This is a genomic window from Mycolicibacterium sp. CBM1, from assembly GCF_054073305.1.
Window position 1 is genome coordinate 185037 of sequence record NZ_JBSXPP010000010.1, and the last position, 21344, is coordinate 206380.

The window sequence follows — 21344 nt, forward strand, 5'->3', positions numbered from 1 at the left end:
ATGGTAACGGCGAGTGGGAAACACCACGGGGCGACCGCGTCCGCGATCTAGTCTGTGCGACAGCTGTACAACGACTGTGCACGCGGGATCGGGAGGCTGACGGTGACGGTCAAGCAGGTATGTCTGGGAATCGCGGTGGCCGGAGTGGTCGCCGGCACGGGTTCGGCAGTGGCCACCGCCGTGGCATACGCGGAGCCGGCCTCGTCGGACTCCACCGGCGCTGCCGCCTCGCCCGGCAAGGCGACCGGCAAGGCGCCCGGCAAGGCGACCGGCAAGGCCTCGCCGGCTCGATCCGCCAAACGCGCGCAGCAGGCGGCTGCCGGGCCGAAGCGCCCCGCCGTGGCAGCCACAAGCACACCGCCATCATCCGAGCCGGACACCGCCAGTACCGCGGCGGCATCGGAAGCCACGACGACACAGCGGACGGTGGCCCGCACCGCCGCGATCCCGGCCGCCACCGCACTGCCCGCCTCGGTGCAGCTGTTCTCCGCCCTGCCCCAGCCGGTGCGGCTGCCGGTGGTGCCGCTACCTGTTCCCGTCCTACCGTTCGCACCAGCCAGCACGGCCAGCGCCGCCAGCACGGGCTACTCCTATCGGTCGCGCACCGCCAGCACGGCCGCAGCCCTGGTCACCACCCAGAACGCCGTCGACCCCACCAACGTCCACGTGCTGGTCATCGGCGTCGACGGCACGAATATGCGCCGCATCCTCGCCGACCCCACCAACGTCAACTTCCTCAACCTGATGGGTGAGAGCACCACCGGGATCGCCAGCATCGTCGGCCACACCACGATCTCCAACCCGTCGTGGACGGCCATCCTGACCGGCGCCTGGGACAACCAGACCGGCGTCATCAACAACGTCTTCACGCCCGACACCTACGACAAGTGGCCGACGGTGTTCACTCAGCTCGAGGCCTACAACCCGCAGATCTCGACCATGGCGATCGCCGACTGGAGCGTCATCACCGACATCGCCGGGGCTGGTGTGATTCCCGCCGACACGGTCACCTTCGTCCCGCAGGTGACCGGTGACGGCAACTGGTCGCAGACCGACGCCGAGGTGACGGCCCAGACCGTTGCCGCGTTGCAGGGCACCGAGGCACCCAATTTCCTGTTCTCCTACCTGGTGCAGGTCGACGAGGCCGGTCACCAACACGGCGGCGCCTCACCGCAATACGCCGAGGCGATTCACCGCACCGACACCAACATCGGCGAGATCATGGACGCGGTCGCCGCGCGCGAAGCGGCCGGGGAGGACTGGACGGTCATCGTCGTCACCGACCACGGACATCAGCCGCAACTCGGCTTCGGACACGGATTCCAGTCGCCGGACGAGACGTCCACCTGGGTCATCGCCAACGGCGACGACTTCGGCGCCGGCCAGCTGAACCTGGCGTACTCGATCGTCGACGTCACGCCCACGGTGATGGACCTGTTCGGCGGTCCTGCTCCGGCGGGTACGAACGGGGTGTCGCTGACGACCCTCGGCCAGAGCCAGATCACTCCCGTGAACCTGACGCAGGCGATCAAGGATGCGATCGCCACTCAGGGCTGGCCCGACATCCAGACCAACGTGGCGCTCAGCGCACGCACCATCTTCGCCACCATCCCCTACTTCGTCGACGGCACCATCACCACGCTCACCTCGCAGCTGCAGGACATCGTCGAGCAGAACATCTTCCTGATCAGTCCCTTGGCCGAGGTCGCCAAGGCCGTCGTCCGAGTCATCGGCGGGGTGGTCTACGCCGCTACCGACGCCCTCGCGCAGCTGGTCGCGTGGATGACCGGGGTCGACATCTTCTCGCAGGGATATCCGATCGAACCCGCACCGGCGGCGACCCAGCCCTCGATTCTGGTTGCCTGACCGGCTCCGATCGGACCGGCCGGTAGGCCATACTCCGCGCATGGGTACCTACGCAGTCACCGGTTCGGCGTCGGGCATGGGGCAGGCCGTCGTCGCCAAGCTGCGCGCCGCCGGCCACACCGTGATCGGGGTGGACGTCAAAGCGGCCGAGGTGGTGGCCGACCTGTCCACTCCGGCCGGGCGGCGCGCGGCCGCCGACGCCGTGCGCGCCGAGTGCGGCGGCAGGCTCGACGGTGCGGTGCTGGCCGCCGGGCTGGGGCCGACGCCCGGCCCCGAGAGCCCCCGGTTGATCACGCAGGTCAACTACTTCGGGGTGGTCGAGCTGCTGCAGGCCTGGCGCCCGGCCCTGGCCGCCGGGCAGCGGGCGAAGGTCGTGGTGTTCTCCAGCAACTCGACGACCACCATCCCGGCGATACCCGCCCGGGCGATCGGGGCCATGTTGTCCGGTGACGGGGACAAGGCGGTGCGTGCCCTTCGCCTGTTCGGCAAGGCCGCCCCATCGATGGCCTACGGAGCGTCGAAGGTTGCGGTGACCCGATGGGTACGCCGCAACGCGGTGACGCGCCCCTGGGCTGGCGCGGGCATCCGACTCAACGCCATCGCTCCCGGCGCGATCTTGACCCCGCTGCTGGAGAAACAGCTGTCCACGCCGGCCGAGGCCAAAACCATCCGCGCCTTTCCGGTACCGATCGGCGGGTTCGGCGACGCCGGCCGGCTCGCCGACTGGGTGCTGTTCATGCTCTCCGACGCAGCTGACTTCCTCTGCGGTAGCGTCGTTTTCGTCGACGGCGGTTCGGACGCCTACTTCCGGGCCGACGACTGGCCCGGGCCGCTCCCCGCTCGGCGGCTGCTGCCCTACCTGTGGAAGTTCAAGAGGTTCAAACCGTTCGGCGAGAATCCGTGATCGGCCGGATCGCTCTCGTGACGGCGGCGACCACGACGTGGACGTCCGCGGCGGTCCGCTAGGGGCGCATCGCGTACGCTCCGCCGTAGGCCTTGACCTGCTGCCACACCCGGTCGGCACGGCTGGCGTCGCTCACCGGTTTGCGCACCGCACCCAGCGCCCACTCCTGTTGTGCCGCAGTCGAGCTAGCCTTGCCGTGCAGCGCGACCGCGTAGGTGGAGAAATCTCGGACCTGCACGTCGAATATCTGGTCCACCAGGTCGGCGTCGATACCGCGCAACTCGGCCTGCTCCAGAATCAGCTGGCCGTACACCACCAGCGTGAACAGGTGCCCTACCACGAGCATGAAGTCGAGGTCTCGTTGCTGCTCGGCGTCCGGCGCTGCGGCCAGTACCAACTGCTGCAGTGCCCGCACCTGCTCGAGGAACCGAGCCACGTTCGGTATCGCCGATGCCTTTTCGTAGACCGGCAGCCAGTCGGCGAACTGAACCTTGGAGGCGCCCCTCGCCGGGCCTTGCGCCCAGAAGAACACATCGTCGGCTGGGTCGTCCCTGGTGCCGATCTCGGGGTAACTCGTGGGGTTCAGCAGATAGTTGGGCATGAACTTCAGGATCTGGGTGACGTTGACGTGCACGGTACCTTCCAGCCGCGGCAGCGCGCCGATCAGCCGGGTGACCTGAGCGAAGTAGGTGTCCCGCTCGAAACCCTTGGCGGCCATGATGTCCCACAGCAACGTCACCACCGTCTCACCCTCGGAGGTCACCTTCGCCTTGGTTGCCGGGTTGAACAGCAGATAGCGCCGATCCTCGAGACTGGCGCTGCGGAAATAGTCGACCGCGCGATCACTGAACAGCTTCATCGCGACCAGCCGAGCATAGGCGTCGACGAAACCGGCCCGCACGTGCGGGAATTCGGTGACCGGATTGCCATACAGGATCCGGTTGTCGGCGTGGGTGATCGCCTCGTAGAACGCGTGCTCACACATCCCGATCGACGCGGTGCAGAGGTTGAACTTGCCCACGTTGACGGTGTTGAGCGCCGCGGAGAAAGCCTCGGGGCCAGTGGACAGGATGTCCTCTTCGCGCACCGGATAGTCGTGCAGCGCAAAGTTGCTGACGAACATCTGCCCGCGCACCACGTTACCGATCAGCCGGTAGGCCGGATGCGTGCTGTCGGCAACGAACCACACGTACCCATCGGGTCCGTCGATGTCGGACCGCCGGGAGAACACCGACACCATGCCGGCCACGTTCCCGTTGCCGATGTAGTACTTCTCGCCGGTCGCGCGGAAGGCCACCCCCTCGTCGTCGGCTCCGGCGGGGGTCAGCACCATGTCGGTGTTGTAGATGTCGGCGCCGTGCTCACGCTCGGACAGGGCGAACGCCATCACTCCACCGGCCTCGAGCTGCGCGGCGGCGCGCTGCTTGGCTTTGATGTTGTCGCTCTGCCAGATCGGCCCGAGCCCGAGGATGGTGACCTGCTCGGTGTACCAGTAGGCCAGTCCGTAGAAGCCGAGGATCTCGCTGAGCGCGGCATTTCGCGAGGTGTCCCAGCGCTTGTCGGCGTCGTCCAGGCCGAATTCCGACGGGGTCAGGAACGTGGCGAAGATGCGTTCGCGCCTGACGAACTCCAGGAAGTCCGACACCCAGACCGCGTCTAGGTCGTCCTGCAGCAGTCGCGCCTTGCCCCGCTCCTCGAACCAGCCGATCACAGCTTTCAGCTGCCGACGGGTGCCGGGGTCGAACTGTCGTGGGTCGTAGCTGTTGGGATTGAACAGCAGCCCGCCGGTGTCGGCCATGGCGTGCCCTTTCGTCGATGAAGTCGAATCTAGCGCGGCTACCGGCCGCCGACCGGGGTTCGCGGGATGCTTCGTCGCCGGCCACGCGCCGAGTCACTTCAGTCACATCCGTCACCCCATGCGTACCCTGACATACGACGGCGGGAGTGTGGTGTGCGAGTAGCCAGGGGCATAAGGGCCGCGGCAGTGGCGATGTGGCTGGTTGCTGCCGGTGCCACCGCGGCCGGTTGCAGTTCGACCATCGACGGTGCGGCCATCTGCCCAGGCTGCGGCCCAGGCGGCGAACCGTCCTTCCCCACCACCCGACCCACGGTCTCACCGCCCACCCCCTCACCGGCCCCATCGACGCCCGCCCCGTCGCCCGCGCCGGGCGACCAGACGCTGCCGGCCAGCGATACCGGCTACGTCTACATCGAGACCAAATCGGGTAAGACCCGCTGCCAGATCAATGCCGCGACGGTCGGCTGCGAATCGGACTTCGAGAATCCACCAGTGGTCAACGGCGAGCCGGCCAACGGTGTGGAGGTCTCCGCCAGCGGCAGCGTGCGCTGGATCGCCGGCAACCTCGGAGCCATCCCCACCACCCCGATCGACTACGCCACCTACCACGCCGTCGGCTGGACGATCGCCGCCACCGAGAACGGCACCCGGTTCACCAACGACGGCTCCGGCCACGGGATGTTCATCAGCACACAAGGCGTCGAGGTCTTCTGACAGTCGCTTCCAGGGACTGGCTTCTAAGCTGGCCTCATGGACTTCCGCGTGTTCGTCGAACCTCAGCAGGGCGCCAGCTATGACGACCAGCTCGCCGTGGCCAAAGCCGCCGAATCCCTAGGCTACTCAGCGTTTTTCCGGTCCGACCACTACGTAGCGATGAGCGGTGACGGGCTGCCGGGACCCACCGACTCGTGGGTGACACTCGCCGGCATTGCCCGGGAAACCACCACCATCCGGCTCGGCACACTGGTGACCTCGGCCACGTTCCGCTATCCGGGACCGCTGGCGATATCGGTGGCTCAGGTCGACGCCATGAGTTCCGGACGTGTCGACTTCGGGATCGGGGCGGGCTGGTTCGAGGCCGAGCACCTGGCCTACGCCATCCCATTCCCCGCACTGGGTGAGCGGTTCGACCGGCTCGAGGAGCAGCTCGACATCATCACCGGCTTGTGGACCACACCGACCGAAGAAACCTTCGACTACGACGGCACCTATTACACGGTGCAGGATTCACCCGCGCTGCCCAAGCCGGTGCAGAGTCCGCACCCGCCGATCATCATCGGCGGCGGCGGCGCCAAGCGGACCCCCGCCCTGGCCGCCAAGTTCGCCGCGGAGTTCAACCTCGCGTTCCCGGCGCTCGACTTCGTCACCCCGCAGTACGGCCGAGTCCGCGCCGCAATGGAGGCGGCCGGCCGCTCGCCCGACGACCTCGTCTACTCGGCGGCGTTCGTCGTGTGCGCCGGGCGCAACGACGCTGAGATCAGCCGCCGCGCCGGCGCGATCGCACGGGAGGTCGACGAGTTGCGCGCCAATACGCCGCTGGTCGGGACGCCCGCCGAGATCGTCGACCGGCTGGGCCCGTTCATCGAAGCCGGCGTGCAGCGGGTGTACCTCCAGGTGCTCGATCTGGCCGACCTCGACCACGTCGAGTTGTTCGCCACCGAGGTGGTTCGCCAACTCGCCACGTAACGGCGCGGCGACACATTTGGCCGACATCCGGCGCGATTCGCGCCGGTGACCTCGGGAAGCGGGGGTACGGCGTTTAGCATGAGTAGCTGTGGCGAAGTACGACCCCGCCGGGGATGTCGGCGACGCCGTTGCATTCGGTGACCCGTTCGGCCCGTACCCGCAACAGCCCTATCCCGGTTTGGCGCCGTCCGCCGATTCCCCGGTGTCCGCGGCGAACGCTTCGACGGCGGGCCCGAATGACGATTCCGAGCCGCCCACCGACCCCGCCCTGCCGGTCGTCGCCGTCGAGGAGGGCTTCGATCCCTTCGCCCCCGACGCGTTCTGGTTCCCCGAACGGCCGTGGTACCGCAAGAAGCAGGCGACGCTGGCGTTGGGCGCCATCGGCGCCGCCGTGGTGGCCATCCTGATCGCCGTGGTTCTGCTGGTGGCGTTGAACTCCGATGACTCCGACGACGCCACCACGCCGTCTACGACCCGCACCACCGCACCCAGCACCACCGCGTTGACCAGCTCGCAGGCGCCCGAGCCGCCGCCACCTCCGCCCCCGCCGCCGGAGACTCCGCCGTCCGCGCAAACCCAGACCTGGGTGCCGCAGTACCCGCAATACCCCCGGCAGAACGGCGGGGACCGGCCCAACGTGACCACGCCGCAGACCAGGCCACCGCAGATCAGCGTCCGCCCGACGCACCGCCCGGCGTTCCCCAACCAGCCCGGCGGCGGTTGACGGTTACTATCGGAACCCGTGGCGCGTGACGGTACTCCCGACCCGAGCAACTACTCCGATAGCGACCCCACTCAGTACGCGAATCTGGGTGGCGCCGGCGGCGAGGCATACAGCGACTACCAGCAGCCCGATTACGGGCAGCCGACCAGTTACGGCCAGTACCCGCCTCCCGAACCCACCCCGTGGTACCGCAAACCCGCGGCGCTGGTCGGTCTCGGCGTACTCACCGCGATCGTGTTGGCGTTCCTGGTGTACGCGGTGGTGAAGTTCACCGGCAGCGGCGGCTCCAGTCCGGCGGGCACCTCGACGTCGTCGACGACCTCGGCGACCTCCTCGACGGCGGGCAGCGACGGCGGGACGGCCTCGGTCGTCACCGAGCCGGGGGGTACGACGCAGACGGTCACCCAGTCGCCGTCCGAGACGGCCACCACGTCGGAGACCCCGACCACGACGACCGAGTCACCGACCACCACGACGACCACCGAGGCGCCCTCGACGAGCACCAGCACGTCGGTGGCGACGTCGACGAGCACGGTCACCGAAACCATCACCACTACCCAGCGGGTACTGCCGACGTTGCCGAACCTGTTCCCCCGCCCCGGCGGTCAGTAGCGCTCGGCGGCGGCGTACATCGCGACCAGCGCCTCGGCGCTGCGGACCGCTGCGCGGCATGCCCTGGTGGTGAAGGGGTCGTTGAGCGGATGTTCGGCGCGGCGGCGCCAGCGCTGAGCCGCCGCGAACGCCGCGCGGGGTCCGTCGTAGGGAACCTCGGGTGTCAGACCGAGCCGGCTGGCGGGGTCGGTGCCTGAGCCGCCGATGATGCGCCGCAGCGACACCATCTCGTCATCGGTGAATGTGGTTGATCGGGAACGCAATTGACTGAGGAGCCGAAGTTCCTCGAACGCGTGGGTGTCCGCCAGCAACGGGTCGATGTCGGCGAGGATGTAGGGCGTCGCCGTGATCGGGTGCAACTCGACGAAGCGGCGCAGCGACAGCAGCGCGGTATGGGCCTTCAGTAGCTCGGAGCGCTGCGCGAACTGCTGGTCGATGACGTCACGCAGAGCCACCAACCCACTGCGCTCAAGCAGCTCGTCGGCCAATGCGACCGAATCCGTCACCCCGGAACGTAATACCGCGATCGAGATCCGGACCCCGAACATGCCGAACCGGTCAAGCAGCTGCGCCCGGGTACGGGCATCGACGGGCAGCGCGCTGTCCTCCCGGACGAACCGGTCCACGCTCAGCATCGCCTTGTTCAACTCGGTGCCGTCCACGCTGGCCAGTTTGTGCAGCGCCGCGAACTCGCTCTGGCGCAACGTGCGGGCGGTCAAGGCCAGCAGACCCGACACCGGAACGACTGCCTGGCAGATGCCGGTGCGGTCCAGTTCACCGGTGAACCGCGCGGCGACGTCTTTGGCGGACAGCATCGCGTCAAGTCGCCCAGCGCCGATCTCGTCGGCCCGCGAGGCCACCCCGATCACGCCCAACGCGCCCGAGGCTCCACCGACCAGTTCTCCGATCTGCTTGAGCAGTGCGGTGTCCGCGGCGTTGAGAGTGCGCAGCAGGAAGACGACGGCGTCGACCCGGGGCACCCCGTCTTCGGGCACCAACAGACGCAGGGTGCGCTCGGAGACGTCCCGCGACAGCGACGACGTGCCGGGTGTGTCGATGATGGTGGCGTCGATCAGTTCCGCCGCCGGCCACTCCACGTCGAGGTCGACGACGTCGTTTGGGTCCAGGGCGCCGAAGTCGAAGCTCAGGCCCGCCCCGGCGGACGAGCCTCGCGAGATCGGGATGTTGGACCGCCGCCCGCCCACGTGGTTGGCGGTGACCTTGGGGATGGGCCCGTGCCGGAACCAGGTGACGATCCGCGTGGCCTCGGTGGCGTCGGTCGGCGCGATGGTGTCGCCGACCAGCGCATTGACCAGCGTCGACTTGCCCGCCTTGAGAGTGCCTGCCAGGGCGATGCGGATCGGCTGGTTCAGCCGCCCGGCGATCCGGTCGAGTTCGTTGAAGACGTCGGGCCGCTCGCGATAGGCGGGCTCGCCCTGGTAGGCGCGACGGGTGCCACCCAGGATGGCGCGGACCTGATCGCTGGTGCTCATCGAGTGACGAGTCTACGGTTCGGCGCGCCGCCCGCGCGGCGGCTAGGATCAGCCGCCATGGCCCCGGACAAGACGCCGTGGTACCGCTCGGCCGCGGCCACATCTGCCGCGGGCGTGCTGGGGTTGGCGCTGATCGCGATTCTGGTTATGACCGTGATCACCATGTCGGGCAAGTGGAGTTCGCCCGAGACCGAGACGGTCCTGCCGCCCGGCACGCATCTGCCCGAACCGCCGCACTTCGCGGCCACCACGTCGTCGTCGACCACCACGTCCTACCCCAGTGTGCGGCTGTCCACGACCGACATCGGGCTGCCCGGCGAGAGTTCGACCAGCACCACCTCCGACAGCGCCTCCCCCACCCCGAGCGCGCTGCCGACCGACGGTGTGGCGCCGACCTTCCCGGGCAGCTTCCCAACCCGGGTGACCAACCCGCCCGGGGCACGCACCACGCGGCCGGGTCCGCGGCTCAATGTGACGAGGACGGCGTCACCGTAGCGGAAGCGATTGCTGGAACGAGCTTTTCGGCGTTGTCGATGACCTGGGTCAAAATGTTGAGCTGGCGCTCGAGCTCGGTGATCCGCGCGTTGCGTTCGGACTCCTCCAGCCGGGCGGCGGCGATGGTGGACTGCAGCGACTCGTTGAGCGACCGGGTGGTCTGGTTGGCGATGTCGCGGTAGTGGTCCCGCAGCTGGCGCTGGACGTTCTTGAGCCGGTCGCGGGATTCCTTGGCCACCACGAACATCACGTCGTCGACGAAGCGGCGCAGGTTGGTCTTCGCCTCGCCGCGCACCCGCAGCATGCGGTTCTCCATGTCCTCCTTGTAGGCCTTACGTCCCAGCAGAAGGCCCGCGCCCAGCGAGAGCGGATTGAACATGCCCAGGCCTGCGACCGAGGTGAGCATGCCGAACATCAGCACACCGCCGTAGGAACCACGCATGCTGGTGATCGCCTTGTGCCCCTTGCCGATCGGCTTGGACTCCAGCCGGGCCAGCGACTTGAGGCGGCCGACTCCAGCGCCCATCTCCGCGGCGCTGACCTCGGGCATCTTGATGGCATCCAGCCCGGCTTCGACGAAGGTGCGCGCGACTTCGGCGGCCAGCGCCTCGGCCCGCTGGTAGGCCCAGACGAAGTTGTCCCCGACGGCATTGGCGACGGCGTCTTCGACCTCGGCGCCGATCTCGGCCCAGTGCTGGGTCGGGTCGCAGGTGTCGATGACCTGCTCGATGTGCCCGGTGATCGCCCGGAACCGGGCGCGCAGGTCGTGGTCCACGTCGGCGGTCAGGTCGGCGATGCCGTCGTTGAGTACCTGTTGCCACAGCGCGGTCTGCTGTAGGGCGTCCTGGGCCTCCTGCTTGCGCCGCTCGAGATCCTCGGTGAGCCTGCGGACCTGGTCCGGGTCGCCGAGCGCGGCGAGTTCGGCGTTCACGGCGAGGCTCAGATGCTCTGCGGCGGCGCGGATCTCGCTGACCACATGATCGCGAACCCGATCGTTCTCGCGGGAGAGCACCTTCTCGGAGAGAAACTGGACGATGGCCGGGAAGTTCGATTCCTCGTTGAGTTCTTTGTCGTTGAGGCTGATCGCGTGGCTGCGCAGCAGGGCCGACGCCGGGATCACCGGCAGGTCCACGCCGGCGCGCTGCAGGTGGGCGCCGTTCGTCTCGACGATCTGGCGCCAGAACGGGTAGAGGTCGGTCTTGGTGGCCACGATCGCTCCGACCGGGCAGACCTCGGTGGCCTGGCGGATGAACCGCATCTCGGGTTCGGTGAACTCCTGGCTGGTGTCGCTGACCATGAGCATCGCGTCGGCGTCGGGCAGCAGCCCGAGCGTCGACGACAGATGCGGCTGACCGTGGCCACCCACCCCCGGGGTGTCGATGAACGCCAAGCCGCCCTTGAGCAGCGGGCTGGGCGCACCCACCTCGACGCGCAGCACTTCCCGGCCCTGCGCCTGGGGTGCGCGGCGCAGGTCGTTGCCGATGTCGGCCATCGGGATCGCGATGAGCTGGGGTGCGCTGCCCTCGCCGGTGGCGACCACCAAGTGCGCCGTGGGCTCGTCGGCGTAGCTGACGACGGTGACCACCGCGGTGGTCTCGTCGTCCCCGACGCGGGCGACTGGCAGGTTGAGCAGCGAGTTCAGCAGCTGGCTCTTGCCCTGTTTGAGTTGACCGGCGATGACCACCCGGATCTGGGGGTCGGTGATGCGTTCCTTGGCGACCGCCAGCCGGGCCACCAGGTCACCGCGGTCGTAGAGACCGGCGATCGCACTGGTGTGATCGATCAGTTCGACGATCACGTTGACCCGGCGCGGGTCCTGCGGTTGCGTCACATGTCCTCCCGGTGCTCGCTCTAACACGGTATGCGCACGAACCGGCGGGGACCTCCAGGCATCCTGGGAGGTCCCCGCCGTCGCCGGATTCGCTAGATACCCAGCAGGTGGTTGCCCGACGCCAGCGAGGTGTCGTGGCTCGCGTCGAGGTGGCTGTTCACCAGCGTGGTGTCGTGGCTGGTGTCGAACAGCGAGTGGCTGGACGAGTCGTGCGTCGAGCTGTCGCTGACCGTGGTCTGGTGCACCGAGTCGTCCGAGTGATCCGACACCGTGGTCGTGGTGTGGCTGGGTGCACTGACCGAGTTGCCGCTGCCGGTCGAGGAGTTGGTCGACGTGGCGGTCGAGGTGTGACCGTCGATGACGGTGATTCCACCGCCCCCGCCATTCCCGCCGGAGGTGTGGCCGCCGCCGATGCCGATCAGGCTGCTGCCACCGGCGGCCCCGCCGCCGTTGCCTCCGCTGGCGTCGACGTCGTTGAAGACGGGTCCGCCGTTGTCCTTGATCACAGTGCTGCCGCCGGTGGCGGTGGTGCCGTCGTCGTCGACCTGACCATGTCCGATAGCGACGTTCGAGCCGGTTCCCGCGATCACGTGACCGTTGTTGACCTCGTTGCCGTTGCCCAGCACCGCACCGTCGCCGCTGACGATGTCGCCGTGGTTGGGGCCGTCGACCACCACGCCGCCGTTGGTGGCGGTGTTCGTGGTCTTGTTGCCGAAGGTGATGTCGCCGAAACCGAGGTTGAAGGCACCCTGCTGGGCATTGGCGCCCGCATCCTGGTTGGGGCTGAGTAGGGCGGTGTCGTTGTGGCTGGCCAGGTCGGTCTGCGGGGCGAACGTCGGCGACGGCGCATAGACCGGCTGGTAGGCCGGCGCGAACCCGTACTGGTTGGACACCGCGCGTTGCAGGCCCACGATCGGGTCACCACCGCCGAGCACCAGCCCGGGGACGGCCGTGGCCGCCACAGCGGACACCTGGGCAGCCGACACCCCGGCCAGTCCCGCGTCGCGCATCGCCTGCTCGGGCGCGGCGACGAACGCGCGGGCGGCGTTCTCGTTGCGGAACAGGTCGAGGATCCAGTCGATGAGAGGAAGCATGGTCGGACCTTTCTCAGGTGGTGCGCGCCGGTGCCTCCGGCGATCTGGAGACCACGTTATGGACGCCGACACCCCCCGGAAACGGGGCTGCAACCCCTCGTCGGCGACCAGCCGCTAGGGCGGATCCGGGGTGCGCATTAGGGGATTAGGGAGTCCCTAGGGAACGCCGCTGAAACGACAAAACCCCCACGTCATCTTCGACGTGGGGGTCGGCCGAGAGTGTCCGACGAACTCAGAACAGCTCAGAACAGCTCGAAGCCCTGGTGATCGTTCGCGCCGTGGGAGTCGTCGGTGTCGGCGTGCTCCCAGGTGGTGTGCGCGGCCCAGTCTGTCGCCGAGTCCAGTGCCGGCGCGTGGTCGACGAGGGTGTCGATGAGCTGCTCAGACGAGTCCGGCAGCGTGGACTCCGTTGCCGAGGGAGCCGTCCCCGGATCGGTGATCACCGCCGGATCGGCGGCTGCATGGGTGACGACGTCGGTGATGACGGGGTGCGCGTCGGACAGGGACGCGGCCGGCAGATGGGCGTCGAAAGCATCGAAGGCCGCGGTCGCTGCGCCGCTCGCCCACACGTTGCTATTCCCGGCGTCGACCGAGTCGAAGCCGGGCAGCACCCCCGACATCGGACCGGACAGCGAGTCGGCCACCATTGGGATGAGATTGTTGACGTCGGCGCTGGTCACATTGGTCAGGTGCGCGTCGGCGATGGCCCCGCTCGGGTCGGCGGCATAGCGCGCGGCGGCATCGGGATCCCGCACCAGCGACATCACGAAGTCGAGCAGCGAGTTTGCCATGTCACAGATTCTCCCCTACGGCCGATAGTCACAGTGGAATCCCAGCTGCTGTCCAGAATGTTATCGACCTGTGTCGCTTCCGGGATCGGTGTCAAGGCCACCCGATCCGCAGCAGCATTAGGGGCTATGACCTTAGGGGTTCTTCCGACATTAGGGGATGGCTGCCAGGGTTTGGGGTGGGCAGCGCTTAAGGTGAACACGGCCGCCGGCCGCGACGGTGAAGGGATGTGCGAAGTGAGCGAGTCACTGGGCTTGTCGATCGGCGCGACCAACCTGATGGCGGCTCGCCCCGGCCGGCAGCCGGTGACGCGCAGGTCGGTGCTGACGTTGTGGGCAAACCGGCCCGCCGAGGTCGGCGTCCCCTCCGAGAACGCCGAACTGACGAGCCCCAACCTCACCGAGGCGGGTCAGGTGTTCCGCGGCTTCGTCGAGCGGGTGGGCGACCCCGTTCCGTTGGTGGCCGCGGACGGATCGCCGCACCGCGGCGAGGAGCTCGCCGCCGAAGCGCTCGAAGCCATCTCACGCACCGTGGACGACGGCCAGCCGCCGTCGACCGTCGTCATCGCCGTGCCGGCCTACTGGGGTCCGGCCACAGTGGGCGCGTTGCGCGGCGCACTGCGAGCCAAACCCACCCTCGCCCCCAACGGCGTGCCGCCGATGCTGATCTCCGACGCCACCGCCGCGCTGGCCGCCCTGCAGGCCGACCCGGGTCTGCCCACGTCGGGTGTGGTGGCACTGTGCGACTTCGGCGGCAGCGGCACCAACATCACCCTCGCCGATGCCGGCACCGGGCTCCAGCAGATCGGTGAGACCGTCCGATTCACCGACTTCTCCGGCGAACAGATCGACCAGGCCCTGCTGGGTCACGTCCTCGCAGGCCTGCGCGACGGCGCCAACCCCGATCCGGCCAGCACGGTGGCTGTCGGCGCTTTGACGCGACTGCGCGAAGAATGCCGGCTGGCCAAGGAGCGGTTGTCAGCGGAGACCGCCACCGTGGTGCCCGCCGAGCTACCTGGCGTACGGACCGACATCCGGCTCACCCGAGCCGAATTGGAGAGCTTGCTCGCCGAGCCGCTGGCGGGCTTCCTCGATGCGCTCGGCGATGCGTTGGAGCGCAATCGGATTCCCGCAGCGAACTTAGCCGCTGTCGCCACGGTTGGCGGCGGAGCGGCGATACCGATTCTCACCCAACGTCTTTCCGAAGAGTTGCGCGTTCCGGTGATCACCACGGCGCGCCCAGGCCTCAATGCGGCGATCGGCGCGGCGGTAATCGCCGCGCGCGGCGGCGCACCGGACGCCCCTACCGGAATGGCAGTGGCAGCCGCGGACGCACCGACCGGACTGGCCCCGGCAGCGTGGGCGGCTGGCACCGCCGGCGCGGCCGCCACCGAGTCGGCCACCGACGGCTCACCGTCGGCGACGTTCCGGGCACTGGCCTGGTCGCAGGACGACGCTCCCGGTTCCGAGCCGGTGCCGTATTCGGGTGAGGACTACACCTTCGACTATGCCCAGCAGGCCCAGGGCGGCACCGGCGCCCGGCCGATGGTCGAGTTTGAACCGACCGACGACGAGACCGCGCTGGTCGACGCGCCGGTGCCGTGGTACCGCCGTCCCCCGCTGCTGTTCGGCATCGCGGCCGCGCTGGCCGCGGTGGCCGTCGGCGGCTTGGCAATCACCTTGACCAGCAGCGACAGCACACCGACCACGACAACCACCCGCGTCACCAAGCCCGGCGAGCAACCCAGCGACACCCCGGCCACCAACGTCGCCCCGCCAGAGACGGTGACGATCACCGGATCGGACGGAAACGCAACGGTGTCAACCGTTCCGCCGGCGACCACGACGACTGCCGCAACGACGACCACGTCGCCGACGACGACCACCACGACGTCGCCAACCACCACCACGACGACAACCACAACCAGCACCACCACCACGACCACGACCACGACCACACCGCCGACGACAACCACCACGACCCGCACGACCACCACCACACCGCCGCCGACGACCACCACGACCGTCGCGCCGCCCACCACCACCGTGGCCCCGCCGACCACCACGGCAGCGCCGCCGCCGACCACCACCGTCGCGCCGCCGCCGACCACGCAACCGATCCTCACCGGCGCGACGGCACCGGAAAGTTAGCCGGCCAGTGGCTGATTCGACGCCGGTGACCCTGCCGCCAGCAGTACAGGCCGCGGTCGGCGCGCTGGGCTCGGCACCGGTCAAGTTGTTGGTGACCGGGGGTGTCGGCGCCGGCAAGAGCACGGTCCTGACCGCTGTCCGCGACGCGCTGCGCGGCGCCGGGATCCCGGTCGCCACCCGCCCACCGACCAACGGCGACGAGGTCGCCATCGTCGTCGACGATGCTCACCTCCTCGACGAAGCTGATCTGATCCGACTCGCCCAGATGGCCGGTGAACCGTCCTCGACGATCGTGGTCGCGACGCAGTCGCGTGAGCACGACGACGCCCTGCGCGCCCTGAGCACCGCCATCGAACGCGAGCGTCCGCGAATCAGCCTGGAGCCGTTGACATCCGGTGAGATATCCCGCTTGCTCACCGATCCGTCCGGTCATCCGCCGCGCACCGAGCTCGTGACCAACATGCTGGTTGCCACCGCGGGCATCCCGTTCCTGGTCACGGCGGCGCTGACGTCGGCGCGGCCCTACTCGGCCGCAACGATCGCCCAGGCAGCGCTGTTCGCGCTCATCGACCGCCTTCGCCGTGTCGACGAACCGGAGCTCGACGCACTGCTGATCGCATCGCTGAGCCGCGACCTCGGCGCTGCGGACATCGCTGCCGCGCTGGACGTTTCGGCAGAGCGAGCGAGGGTGTTGATCGACCGAGCCCGCGCCACGGGGCTGGTCGAGCCCGCGCACAGCCCGCACTTCCTGCGTTCGGTACACCGCGCGGTGAGCCAGATCCTCGGCGCCGCCCGCCATCACGACGTCGAGACCGCGCTGTTGCGCTCCCAGATCGCGATGTCGACGCTGTCGCCCGCGCTAGCCCTGCGGCTGGCCGAGCACGGCGTGCGCGACGAGCAGCTGGCCGACGTTCTGCGCCGGCAGGCCGGCGCCGGCCGGTCCGAGCCCGCCTCCGCCGCCGCGCTCTACCGCGCCGCGGTCGACGCCGGGGCAATCGAACTGCGGCCGCAACTGGCCGACGCGCTCGCCCTCGCCGGTGAATGTTCCGCCGCCGCTGGCGAGGCGGACGACTTGTTGGGCTCTCTCGATCCGGTTGAGCGCGCCGCAGCGGTTCGGGTGGCGGCCAGCATGGCGACGCACAACGGCAACGCGGCACAGGCCGCCGAACTGTTCACCTGGCTAGGCCCCTTTCCGGACGCGGCGGTGAGCGCCGCGGGTGCGATCGTTCTCATCGCGACGGGTGACCTGCCCGGCGCCGAGCGTGCCCTCACTGCCGACAGCGCCGGGCCTCCGACAGCCGCGTCGCGGGCCGCCCGCAGCCTGGCCGATGGGTTGTTCACGACCGTCACCGCGCCCTACGCGACCGCGGCGCCCAAGCTCGGCGCGGCGATGGCTGCGGAATACTCGGCGGTCCACGTGCTCCCGGACAGTCCCGCGGCGCTGGTCACCCTGGCCGCCCTGCACGGTGGTGACCCGGTTCGCGCGCGCAGTGTCGTCGCCCGCGCGGTGCGGGCCGACCACGACAACCCGGACGCGCTGTACGGACAGCGGCACCGGCTGCTGCTGGCCTGGACCCGGATGCAGGACGGCCAGCTGACCGCCGCGACGGCCGAGACCGCCGGCGTCGACTCTGCGGGCCTGCATCGCAGGGACGCGTTGTGGGCCGCGGCGTTGCGGACCGCCCTCGCCCGCCGAGGCGGAGACAGCGGCGCGGTGAACAAGCACTGGTATGCCGCCATGGAGGTGCTGGCCGAGTATTCCGTCGACCTGTTCTCGCTGCTGCCGTTGGGCGAGTTATGGATGGCGGCGGCCCGGCTGGGACAGCAGGATCGGATCGAGCCTGCGCTGACGCAGGCCTTCGGAATCCTGGAGTCCCTGGGAAATCCTCCGACCTGGTCGGTGCCCCTGCGGTGGGCGGGCGTGCACGCGGGGATCTTGGCTAACGATCCCGCAGCGGTGGCTCCCCACGGCCAGGCGCTGGCCACCGCGGCCGCGCACAGCCCGTTCGCCAGGGCGTTGGCCGCTGCTGGGCGGACCTGGCTGCGGGTGCTCGCCGGCCAGGTGGAGCCAGAGGAAGTCGGTGCGGGCTCGCGGGCGCTGGCTCAGTTCGGCCTCACCGCCGACGCCACCCGGCTGGCCGGACAGGCGGCGCTGCAGGCGTCCGACCCCAAGGTTTCCGGGGTCATGCTGCAGATCGCACGCGACCTCAAACTGTCCGCCGGTGACGGTTCGGGCGATGAGGGGGCGGAGTCCGTGCCGGAGCCGGCAGGTTCCGCGTTTGCCAGTACGCGCCCGTCGTCACCGCTGTCGGACCGCGAACGGGAGGTGGCCGAGTTGCTGTTGCTGGGCATGCCGTACCGCGACATCGGCAGCCAGTTGTTCATCTCCGCCAAGACCGTCGAGCATCACGTCGCGCGCATTCGACGCCGGCTCGGCGCCGAGTCGCGCTCGGAAATGCTGTCGATGCTGCGGGCGATATTGACACCGCAAGGCTGAGACGAACAGCCGCCCGCCCCGAAGTTAGGGCAGCCTCTGTAGCGGCAGTTATCCGCGAGATGCAACTATGAGCTGGACCGGGGTTAAGTTACCGACCAGTAACTTACATTAAGTTACCCTAGAGTAACTTACAACAGGGAGGCAGTCCGTGACCGCTCTTGACTGGGGCAGGCTGATTCTCGGCCTGCTGGCCACCGCCGTCGTGTTGTTCTTCGCCGCACGGCGTGTGCAGTTCTTGGCCAAGCTCATCCGGTCGGGCCAGCCCGTCGGAGACGAGGCCGGTCGCAAAGACGACATCCCAGCCCGCATCAAGGCGCAGTTCACCGAAGTCTTCGGACAGAAAAAGCTCCTGAAGTGGTCGATCCCCGGTATCGCCCACTTCTTCACCATGTGGGGCTTCTTCATTCTGGCCACCGTGTACCTCGAGGCCTACGGCGTGCTGTTCAACCCGGAGTTCCACATTCCGCTGGTCGGCCGTTGGGACGCGCTCGGCTTCCTCCAGGACTTCTTCGCTGTGGCGGTTGTGCTGGGCATCATCGTCTTCAGCATCATCCGGCTGCGGTCGGAGCCCAAGGAATACGGCCGTTCGTCGCGCTTCTACGGATCGCACACCGGGGGCGCCTGGCTGATCCTGCTGATGATCTTCCTGGTCATCCTGACGTATGCGTTCTTCCGCGGCGCCTCGGTCAACGCGCTCGGCGAAGACTTCCCCTACGGCTGGGGCGCGTTCTTCTCGCACGGCATGGCCGCATTGCTGGCGCCGCTGGGATATACCGCCAACGTGTGGATCGAGACCATCGCGCTGATGGGCCACATCGGCGTCATGCTGGCTTTCCTGCTGATCGTGCTGCACTCCAAGCACCTACACATCGGCCTGGCCCCGATCAACGTCACCTTCAAGCGGCTGCCGAACGGCCTCGGCCCGCTCCTGCCGGTCGAGTACAAGGGCGAGCCGATCAATTTCGAGGACCCTGCCGAGGACGCGGTGCTGGGCCGCGGCAAGATCGAGGACTTCACTTGGAAGGGCTACCTCGACTTCACGACCTGCACTGAGTGTGGTCGCTGCCAGTCGCAGTGTCCGGCGTGGAACACCGGAAAGCCGTTGTCTCCCAAGCTCGTGATCATGAACCTGCGCGACCACCTGTTTGCCAAGGCGCCCTACATCATCGGCGGCAAGCCGATCCCCAACGCTGAGAACGAAGCCGAACAGTTCGCTTCAGCCGAAGGCGGCTTCGTCGAGACCAAGCACGACGCCCACGACCACGTGCCGGAGTCCGGCTTCGAGCGCGTGCTGGGCTCCGGCCCGGCGCAGGCGACCCGACCCTTGGTGGGCACCGCTGAGCAGCTCGGCGTGATCGACCCCGACGTGCTGTGGTCATGCACCACCTGTGGTGCCTGCGTCGAGCAGTGCCCGGTGGATATCGAGCACATCGACCACATCGTCGACATGCGCCGCTACCAGGTGATGATGGAGTCGGAGTTCCCCGGTGAGCTCGGCGTGCTCTACAAGAACCTGGAATCCAAGGGCAACCCCTGGGGCCAGAACGCGAAGGAACGTCTCACCTGGATCGACGAGGTCGAGTTCGACATCCCGGTCTACGGCAAGGACGTCGATTCCTTCGCTGGCTTCGAGTACCTGTTCTGGGTCGGCTGCGCCGGCGCCTACGAAGACCGCGCCAAGAAGACCACCAAGGCGGTCGCCGAACTGCTGGCCGCGGCCGGGGTCAAGTTCCTGGTCCTGGGCGACGGGGAGACCTGCAACGGCGACTCGGCTCGCCGCTCGGGCAACGAGTTCCTGTTCCAGCAGCTGGCCGCGCAGAACGTCGAGACCCTCAACGACCTATTCGAGGGAGTGGAACGCGTCGACCGCAAGATCGTCGTGACCTGCCCGCACTGCTTCAACACGCTGGGCCGCGAATACCCACAGGTGGGCGGCAGCTACACGGTCGTGCACCACACCCAGCTGCTGAACCGACTCGTCCGCGACAAGAAGCTGGTCCCGGTCAAGGCGGTCGACGGTGGGGCCAACATCACCTACCACGACCCCTGCTACCTGGGCCGACACAACAAGGTCTACGACGCACCGCGTGAGCTGATCGGGGCGTCCGGTGTGACGCTGACCGAAATGCCCCGGCACGCTGACCGCGGCCTCTGCTGCGGCGCGGGCGGCGCGCGGATGTGGATGGAAGAGCACATCGGCAAGCGCGTGAACCACGAGCGCGTCGACGAGGCACTGGCCCTGGATCCCGCCAAGATCGCCACCGGCTGCCCCTTCTGCCGTGTGATGATCACCGACGGTGTCGGCGATCGCGACAAGGCCGACGAGGTCGAGGTGCTCGACGTCGCCCAGCTGCTGCTGGGTTCACTGGACTTGAGCAGCGTGACGCTGCCGGAGAAGGGTGCGGCCGCCAAGGCTGCCGAGGCCGCGGCTGAGGCTGCTGCCGCGGCGGCTCCCGCGGAGGCGCCGCCGGCGCCCACCGCCGAGCCGGAGCCCGCTCACGCCGCACAGGCGGCTCCTGCTGCGGCACCGGTCGAGACCCCGGCCGAGACCAAAGAGGCCGCACCGGTCAAGGGCCTTGGCATCGCCGGTGGCGCTAAGCGCCCCGGCGCCAAGAAGACCGCTGCGCCGGCTGCTGGGTCCCCGGCAGCTGAGGCTTCCACCGCCGAAGCACCCGCCGAAGCACCTGCCGCCGAAGCGAAGACGGCCGCGGCTCCGGTCAAGGGTCTGGGCATCGCGGGCGGCGCCAAGCGCCCCGGCGCCAAGAAGACGGCAGCCGCCCCGGCTGCCGCCGCTCCCGCAGAGACGCCCAAGGCCGAAGCCGCGACGGTCAGCCAGCCGGCCAACGTCGATCCGGACAAGGCCGAGACGGTCACGCCGGCACAGCAGCCGGTCAAGGGCCTCGGCATTGCGGCCGGCGCCCGTCGTCCCGGTGCCAAGAAGGCTCCCGCCGCACCCGCCGCCGCCAAGGCCGAGTCAGCCCCCAAGACCGAGTCAGCCGCCGAGGCACCTGCTGAAGCCACTGCGCCACAAGCGGAAGCAGCACCAGCGGCACCGGCCGAACCCAAAGCCGAAGAGCCCAAGGCTGACGCTCCGCCGGTGAAGGGACTCGGAATCGCCAAGGGCGCGCGCCCGCCCGGCAAGCGCTGACCCACCCGCCGTCGAGAACCTCAGGCGGCTTCGCCGCCGCCGTCGTCGGGTGGCGAGGCGCCGCCGAGTAGTCGTTCGGGGTGGTGGTAGGTGTTGGTGCCGCCGTGCAGCATGGGTAGTTCTGGTGGTGGGATCCATGCGGTGGTGCCGTCGGGTTGTTTGCGGGTGGTCCAGCCGCCGGTGTCGACGAGTTGGTTGTCGGGCCCGCAGGCCAGGGTGAGGTCGTCGATGTTGGTGTTGCCGCCGTGTTTCCAGTC

15 protein-coding genes and 1 pseudogene are annotated in these 21344 nt (G+C 68.8%); 10 read left to right on the plus strand and 6 right to left on the minus strand.

What is annotated here, in order from left to right; translation table 11 throughout:
- The first annotated feature begins 102 nt into the window (after nucleotides 1-102).
- Both ACXDF8_RS15450 and ACXDF8_RS15455 read left to right on the plus strand, forming a co-directional pair.
- Nucleotides 103-1866 carry an alkaline phosphatase family protein gene (locus ACXDF8_RS15450; protein ID WP_457224145.1) on the plus strand — a complete coding sequence of 588 codons (1764 nt, stop codon included), beginning with the start codon at nucleotides 103-105 and terminating at the stop codon, nucleotides 1864-1866.
- Nucleotides 1867-1906: 40 nt separating this feature from the next.
- Nucleotides 1907-2770 (plus strand): SDR family oxidoreductase, encoded by an 864-nt coding sequence (locus ACXDF8_RS15455; protein ID WP_457224146.1) that lies wholly within the window; start codon nucleotides 1907-1909, stop codon nucleotides 2768-2770.
- 58 nt (nucleotides 2771-2828) lie between these two features.
- Here the strand turns inward: ACXDF8_RS15455 and ACXDF8_RS15460 are convergent, their stop codons facing one another.
- A complete protein-coding gene (locus ACXDF8_RS15460) occupies nucleotides 2829-4568 on the minus strand; it encodes an acyl-CoA dehydrogenase family protein (protein ID WP_457224147.1) in 1740 nt (579 codons plus the stop codon).
- Nucleotides 4569-4760: 192 nt separating this feature from the next.
- On the opposite strand from ACXDF8_RS15460, the gene ACXDF8_RS15465 reads away from it, so the two are divergent.
- From ACXDF8_RS15465 to ACXDF8_RS15480, 4 genes are all read left to right on the plus strand, one after another.
- Nucleotides 4761-5282 (plus strand): hypothetical protein, encoded by a 522-nt coding sequence (locus ACXDF8_RS15465; RefSeq protein WP_457224168.1) that lies wholly within the window; start codon nucleotides 4761-4763, stop codon nucleotides 5280-5282.
- A 36-nt stretch (nucleotides 5283-5318) separates the two neighbouring features.
- A complete protein-coding gene (locus ACXDF8_RS15470; RefSeq protein WP_457224148.1) occupies nucleotides 5319-6254 on the plus strand; it encodes an LLM class F420-dependent oxidoreductase in 936 nt (311 codons plus the stop codon).
- 88 nt (nucleotides 6255-6342) lie between these two features.
- The gene (locus tag ACXDF8_RS15475) at nucleotides 6343-6978 is read left to right on the plus strand and encodes a hypothetical protein (protein ID WP_457224149.1); all 636 of its coding nucleotides are present in this window, start codon (nucleotides 6343-6345) and stop codon (nucleotides 6976-6978) included.
- A gap of 18 nt (nucleotides 6979-6996) precedes the next feature.
- Nucleotides 6997-7590, plus strand: a complete 594-nt coding sequence (locus ACXDF8_RS15480) for a hypothetical protein (protein ID WP_457224150.1) — start codon at nucleotides 6997-6999, stop codon at nucleotides 7588-7590.
- On the opposite strand, the gene ACXDF8_RS15485 is transcribed toward ACXDF8_RS15480, so the two are convergent.
- On the minus strand, nucleotides 7584-9083 hold the full coding sequence (locus ACXDF8_RS15485; RefSeq protein WP_457224151.1) for a dynamin family protein: 1500 nt from the start codon (nucleotides 9081-9083) through the stop codon (nucleotides 7584-7586). The genes ACXDF8_RS15480 and ACXDF8_RS15485 overlap by 7 nt on opposite strands.
- Nucleotides 9084-9140: 57 nt before the next feature.
- On the opposite strand from ACXDF8_RS15485, the gene ACXDF8_RS15490 reads away from it, so the two are divergent.
- Complete coding sequence (locus ACXDF8_RS15490; RefSeq protein ID WP_457224152.1) at nucleotides 9141-9578, plus strand: hypothetical protein; 438 nt, start codon at nucleotides 9141-9143, stop codon at nucleotides 9576-9578.
- Here the strand turns inward: ACXDF8_RS15490 and ACXDF8_RS15495 are convergent.
- From ACXDF8_RS15495 to ACXDF8_RS15505, 3 genes are all read right to left on the minus strand, one after another.
- Nucleotides 9550-11409, minus strand: coding sequence for a dynamin family protein (locus tag ACXDF8_RS15495; RefSeq protein ID WP_457224153.1), 1860 nt, complete (start codon nucleotides 11407-11409; stop codon nucleotides 9550-9552). The genes ACXDF8_RS15490 and ACXDF8_RS15495 overlap by 29 nt on opposite strands.
- A gap of 92 nt (nucleotides 11410-11501) precedes the next feature.
- Nucleotides 11502-12503: an IniB N-terminal domain-containing protein gene (locus tag ACXDF8_RS15500; protein WP_457224154.1), complete on the minus strand. Its 1002-nt coding sequence runs from the start codon at nucleotides 12501-12503 to the stop codon at nucleotides 11502-11504.
- 242 nt (nucleotides 12504-12745) lie between these two features.
- Complete coding sequence (locus tag ACXDF8_RS15505) at nucleotides 12746-13294, minus strand: Rv0340 family IniB-related protein (RefSeq protein ID WP_457224155.1); 549 nt, start codon at nucleotides 13292-13294, stop codon at nucleotides 12746-12748.
- Between the two features lie 234 nt (nucleotides 13295-13528).
- Here ACXDF8_RS15505 and ACXDF8_RS15510 point away from each other — a divergent pair, with 234 nt between their 5' ends.
- From ACXDF8_RS15510 to ACXDF8_RS15520, 3 genes are all read left to right on the plus strand, one after another.
- Nucleotides 13529-15442: an Hsp70 family protein gene (locus ACXDF8_RS15510; protein ID WP_457224156.1), complete on the plus strand. Its 1914-nt coding sequence runs from the start codon at nucleotides 13529-13531 to the stop codon at nucleotides 15440-15442.
- 7 nt (nucleotides 15443-15449) lie between these two features.
- Nucleotides 15450-17939 carry an isoniazid response ATPase/transcriptional regulator IniR gene (iniR, locus tag ACXDF8_RS15515; RefSeq protein ID WP_457224157.1) on the plus strand — a complete coding sequence of 830 codons (2490 nt, stop codon included), beginning with the start codon at nucleotides 15450-15452 and terminating at the stop codon, nucleotides 17937-17939.
- A 148-nt stretch (nucleotides 17940-18087) separates the two neighbouring features.
- Nucleotides 18088-21087, plus strand: coding sequence for a 4Fe-4S dicluster domain-containing protein (locus ACXDF8_RS15520; protein WP_457224158.1), 3000 nt, complete (start codon nucleotides 18088-18090; stop codon nucleotides 21085-21087).
- Between the two features lie 20 nt (nucleotides 21088-21107).
- Here ACXDF8_RS15520 and ACXDF8_RS15525 read toward each other — a convergent pair.
- A pseudogene (locus ACXDF8_RS15525) lies at nucleotides 21108-21344 on the minus strand (HNH endonuclease signature motif containing protein); the annotation flags it as partial.

Bases quoted from the DNA above. Each gene is read 5' to 3' on its own strand.
- ACXDF8_RS15500 (WP_457224154.1), bottom strand. From the start codon at position 12,503: ATGCTTCCTCTCATCGACTGGATCCTCGACCTGTTCCGCAACGAGAAC.
- ACXDF8_RS15455 (WP_457224146.1), top strand. From the start codon at position 1,907: ATGGGTACCTACGCAGTCACCGGTTCGGCGTCGGGCATGGGGCAGGCC.
- ACXDF8_RS15470 (WP_457224148.1), top strand. From the start codon at position 5,319: ATGGACTTCCGCGTGTTCGTCGAACCTCAGCAGGGCGCCAGCTATGAC.
- ACXDF8_RS15505 (WP_457224155.1), bottom strand. From the start codon at position 13,294: ATGGCAAACTCGCTGCTCGACTTCGTGATGTCGCTGGTGCGGGATCCC.
- ACXDF8_RS15490 (WP_457224152.1), top strand. From the start codon at position 9,141: ATGGCCCCGGACAAGACGCCGTGGTACCGCTCGGCCGCGGCCACATCT.
- ACXDF8_RS15460 (WP_457224147.1), bottom strand. From the start codon at position 4,568: ATGGCCGACACCGGCGGGCTGCTGTTCAATCCCAACAGCTACGACCCA.
- ACXDF8_RS15485 (WP_457224151.1), bottom strand. From the start codon at position 9,083: ATGAGCACCAGCGATCAGGTCCGCGCCATCCTGGGTGGCACCCGTCGC.
- ACXDF8_RS15465 (WP_457224168.1), top strand. From the start codon at position 4,761: ATGTGGCTGGTTGCTGCCGGTGCCACCGCGGCCGGTTGCAGTTCGACC.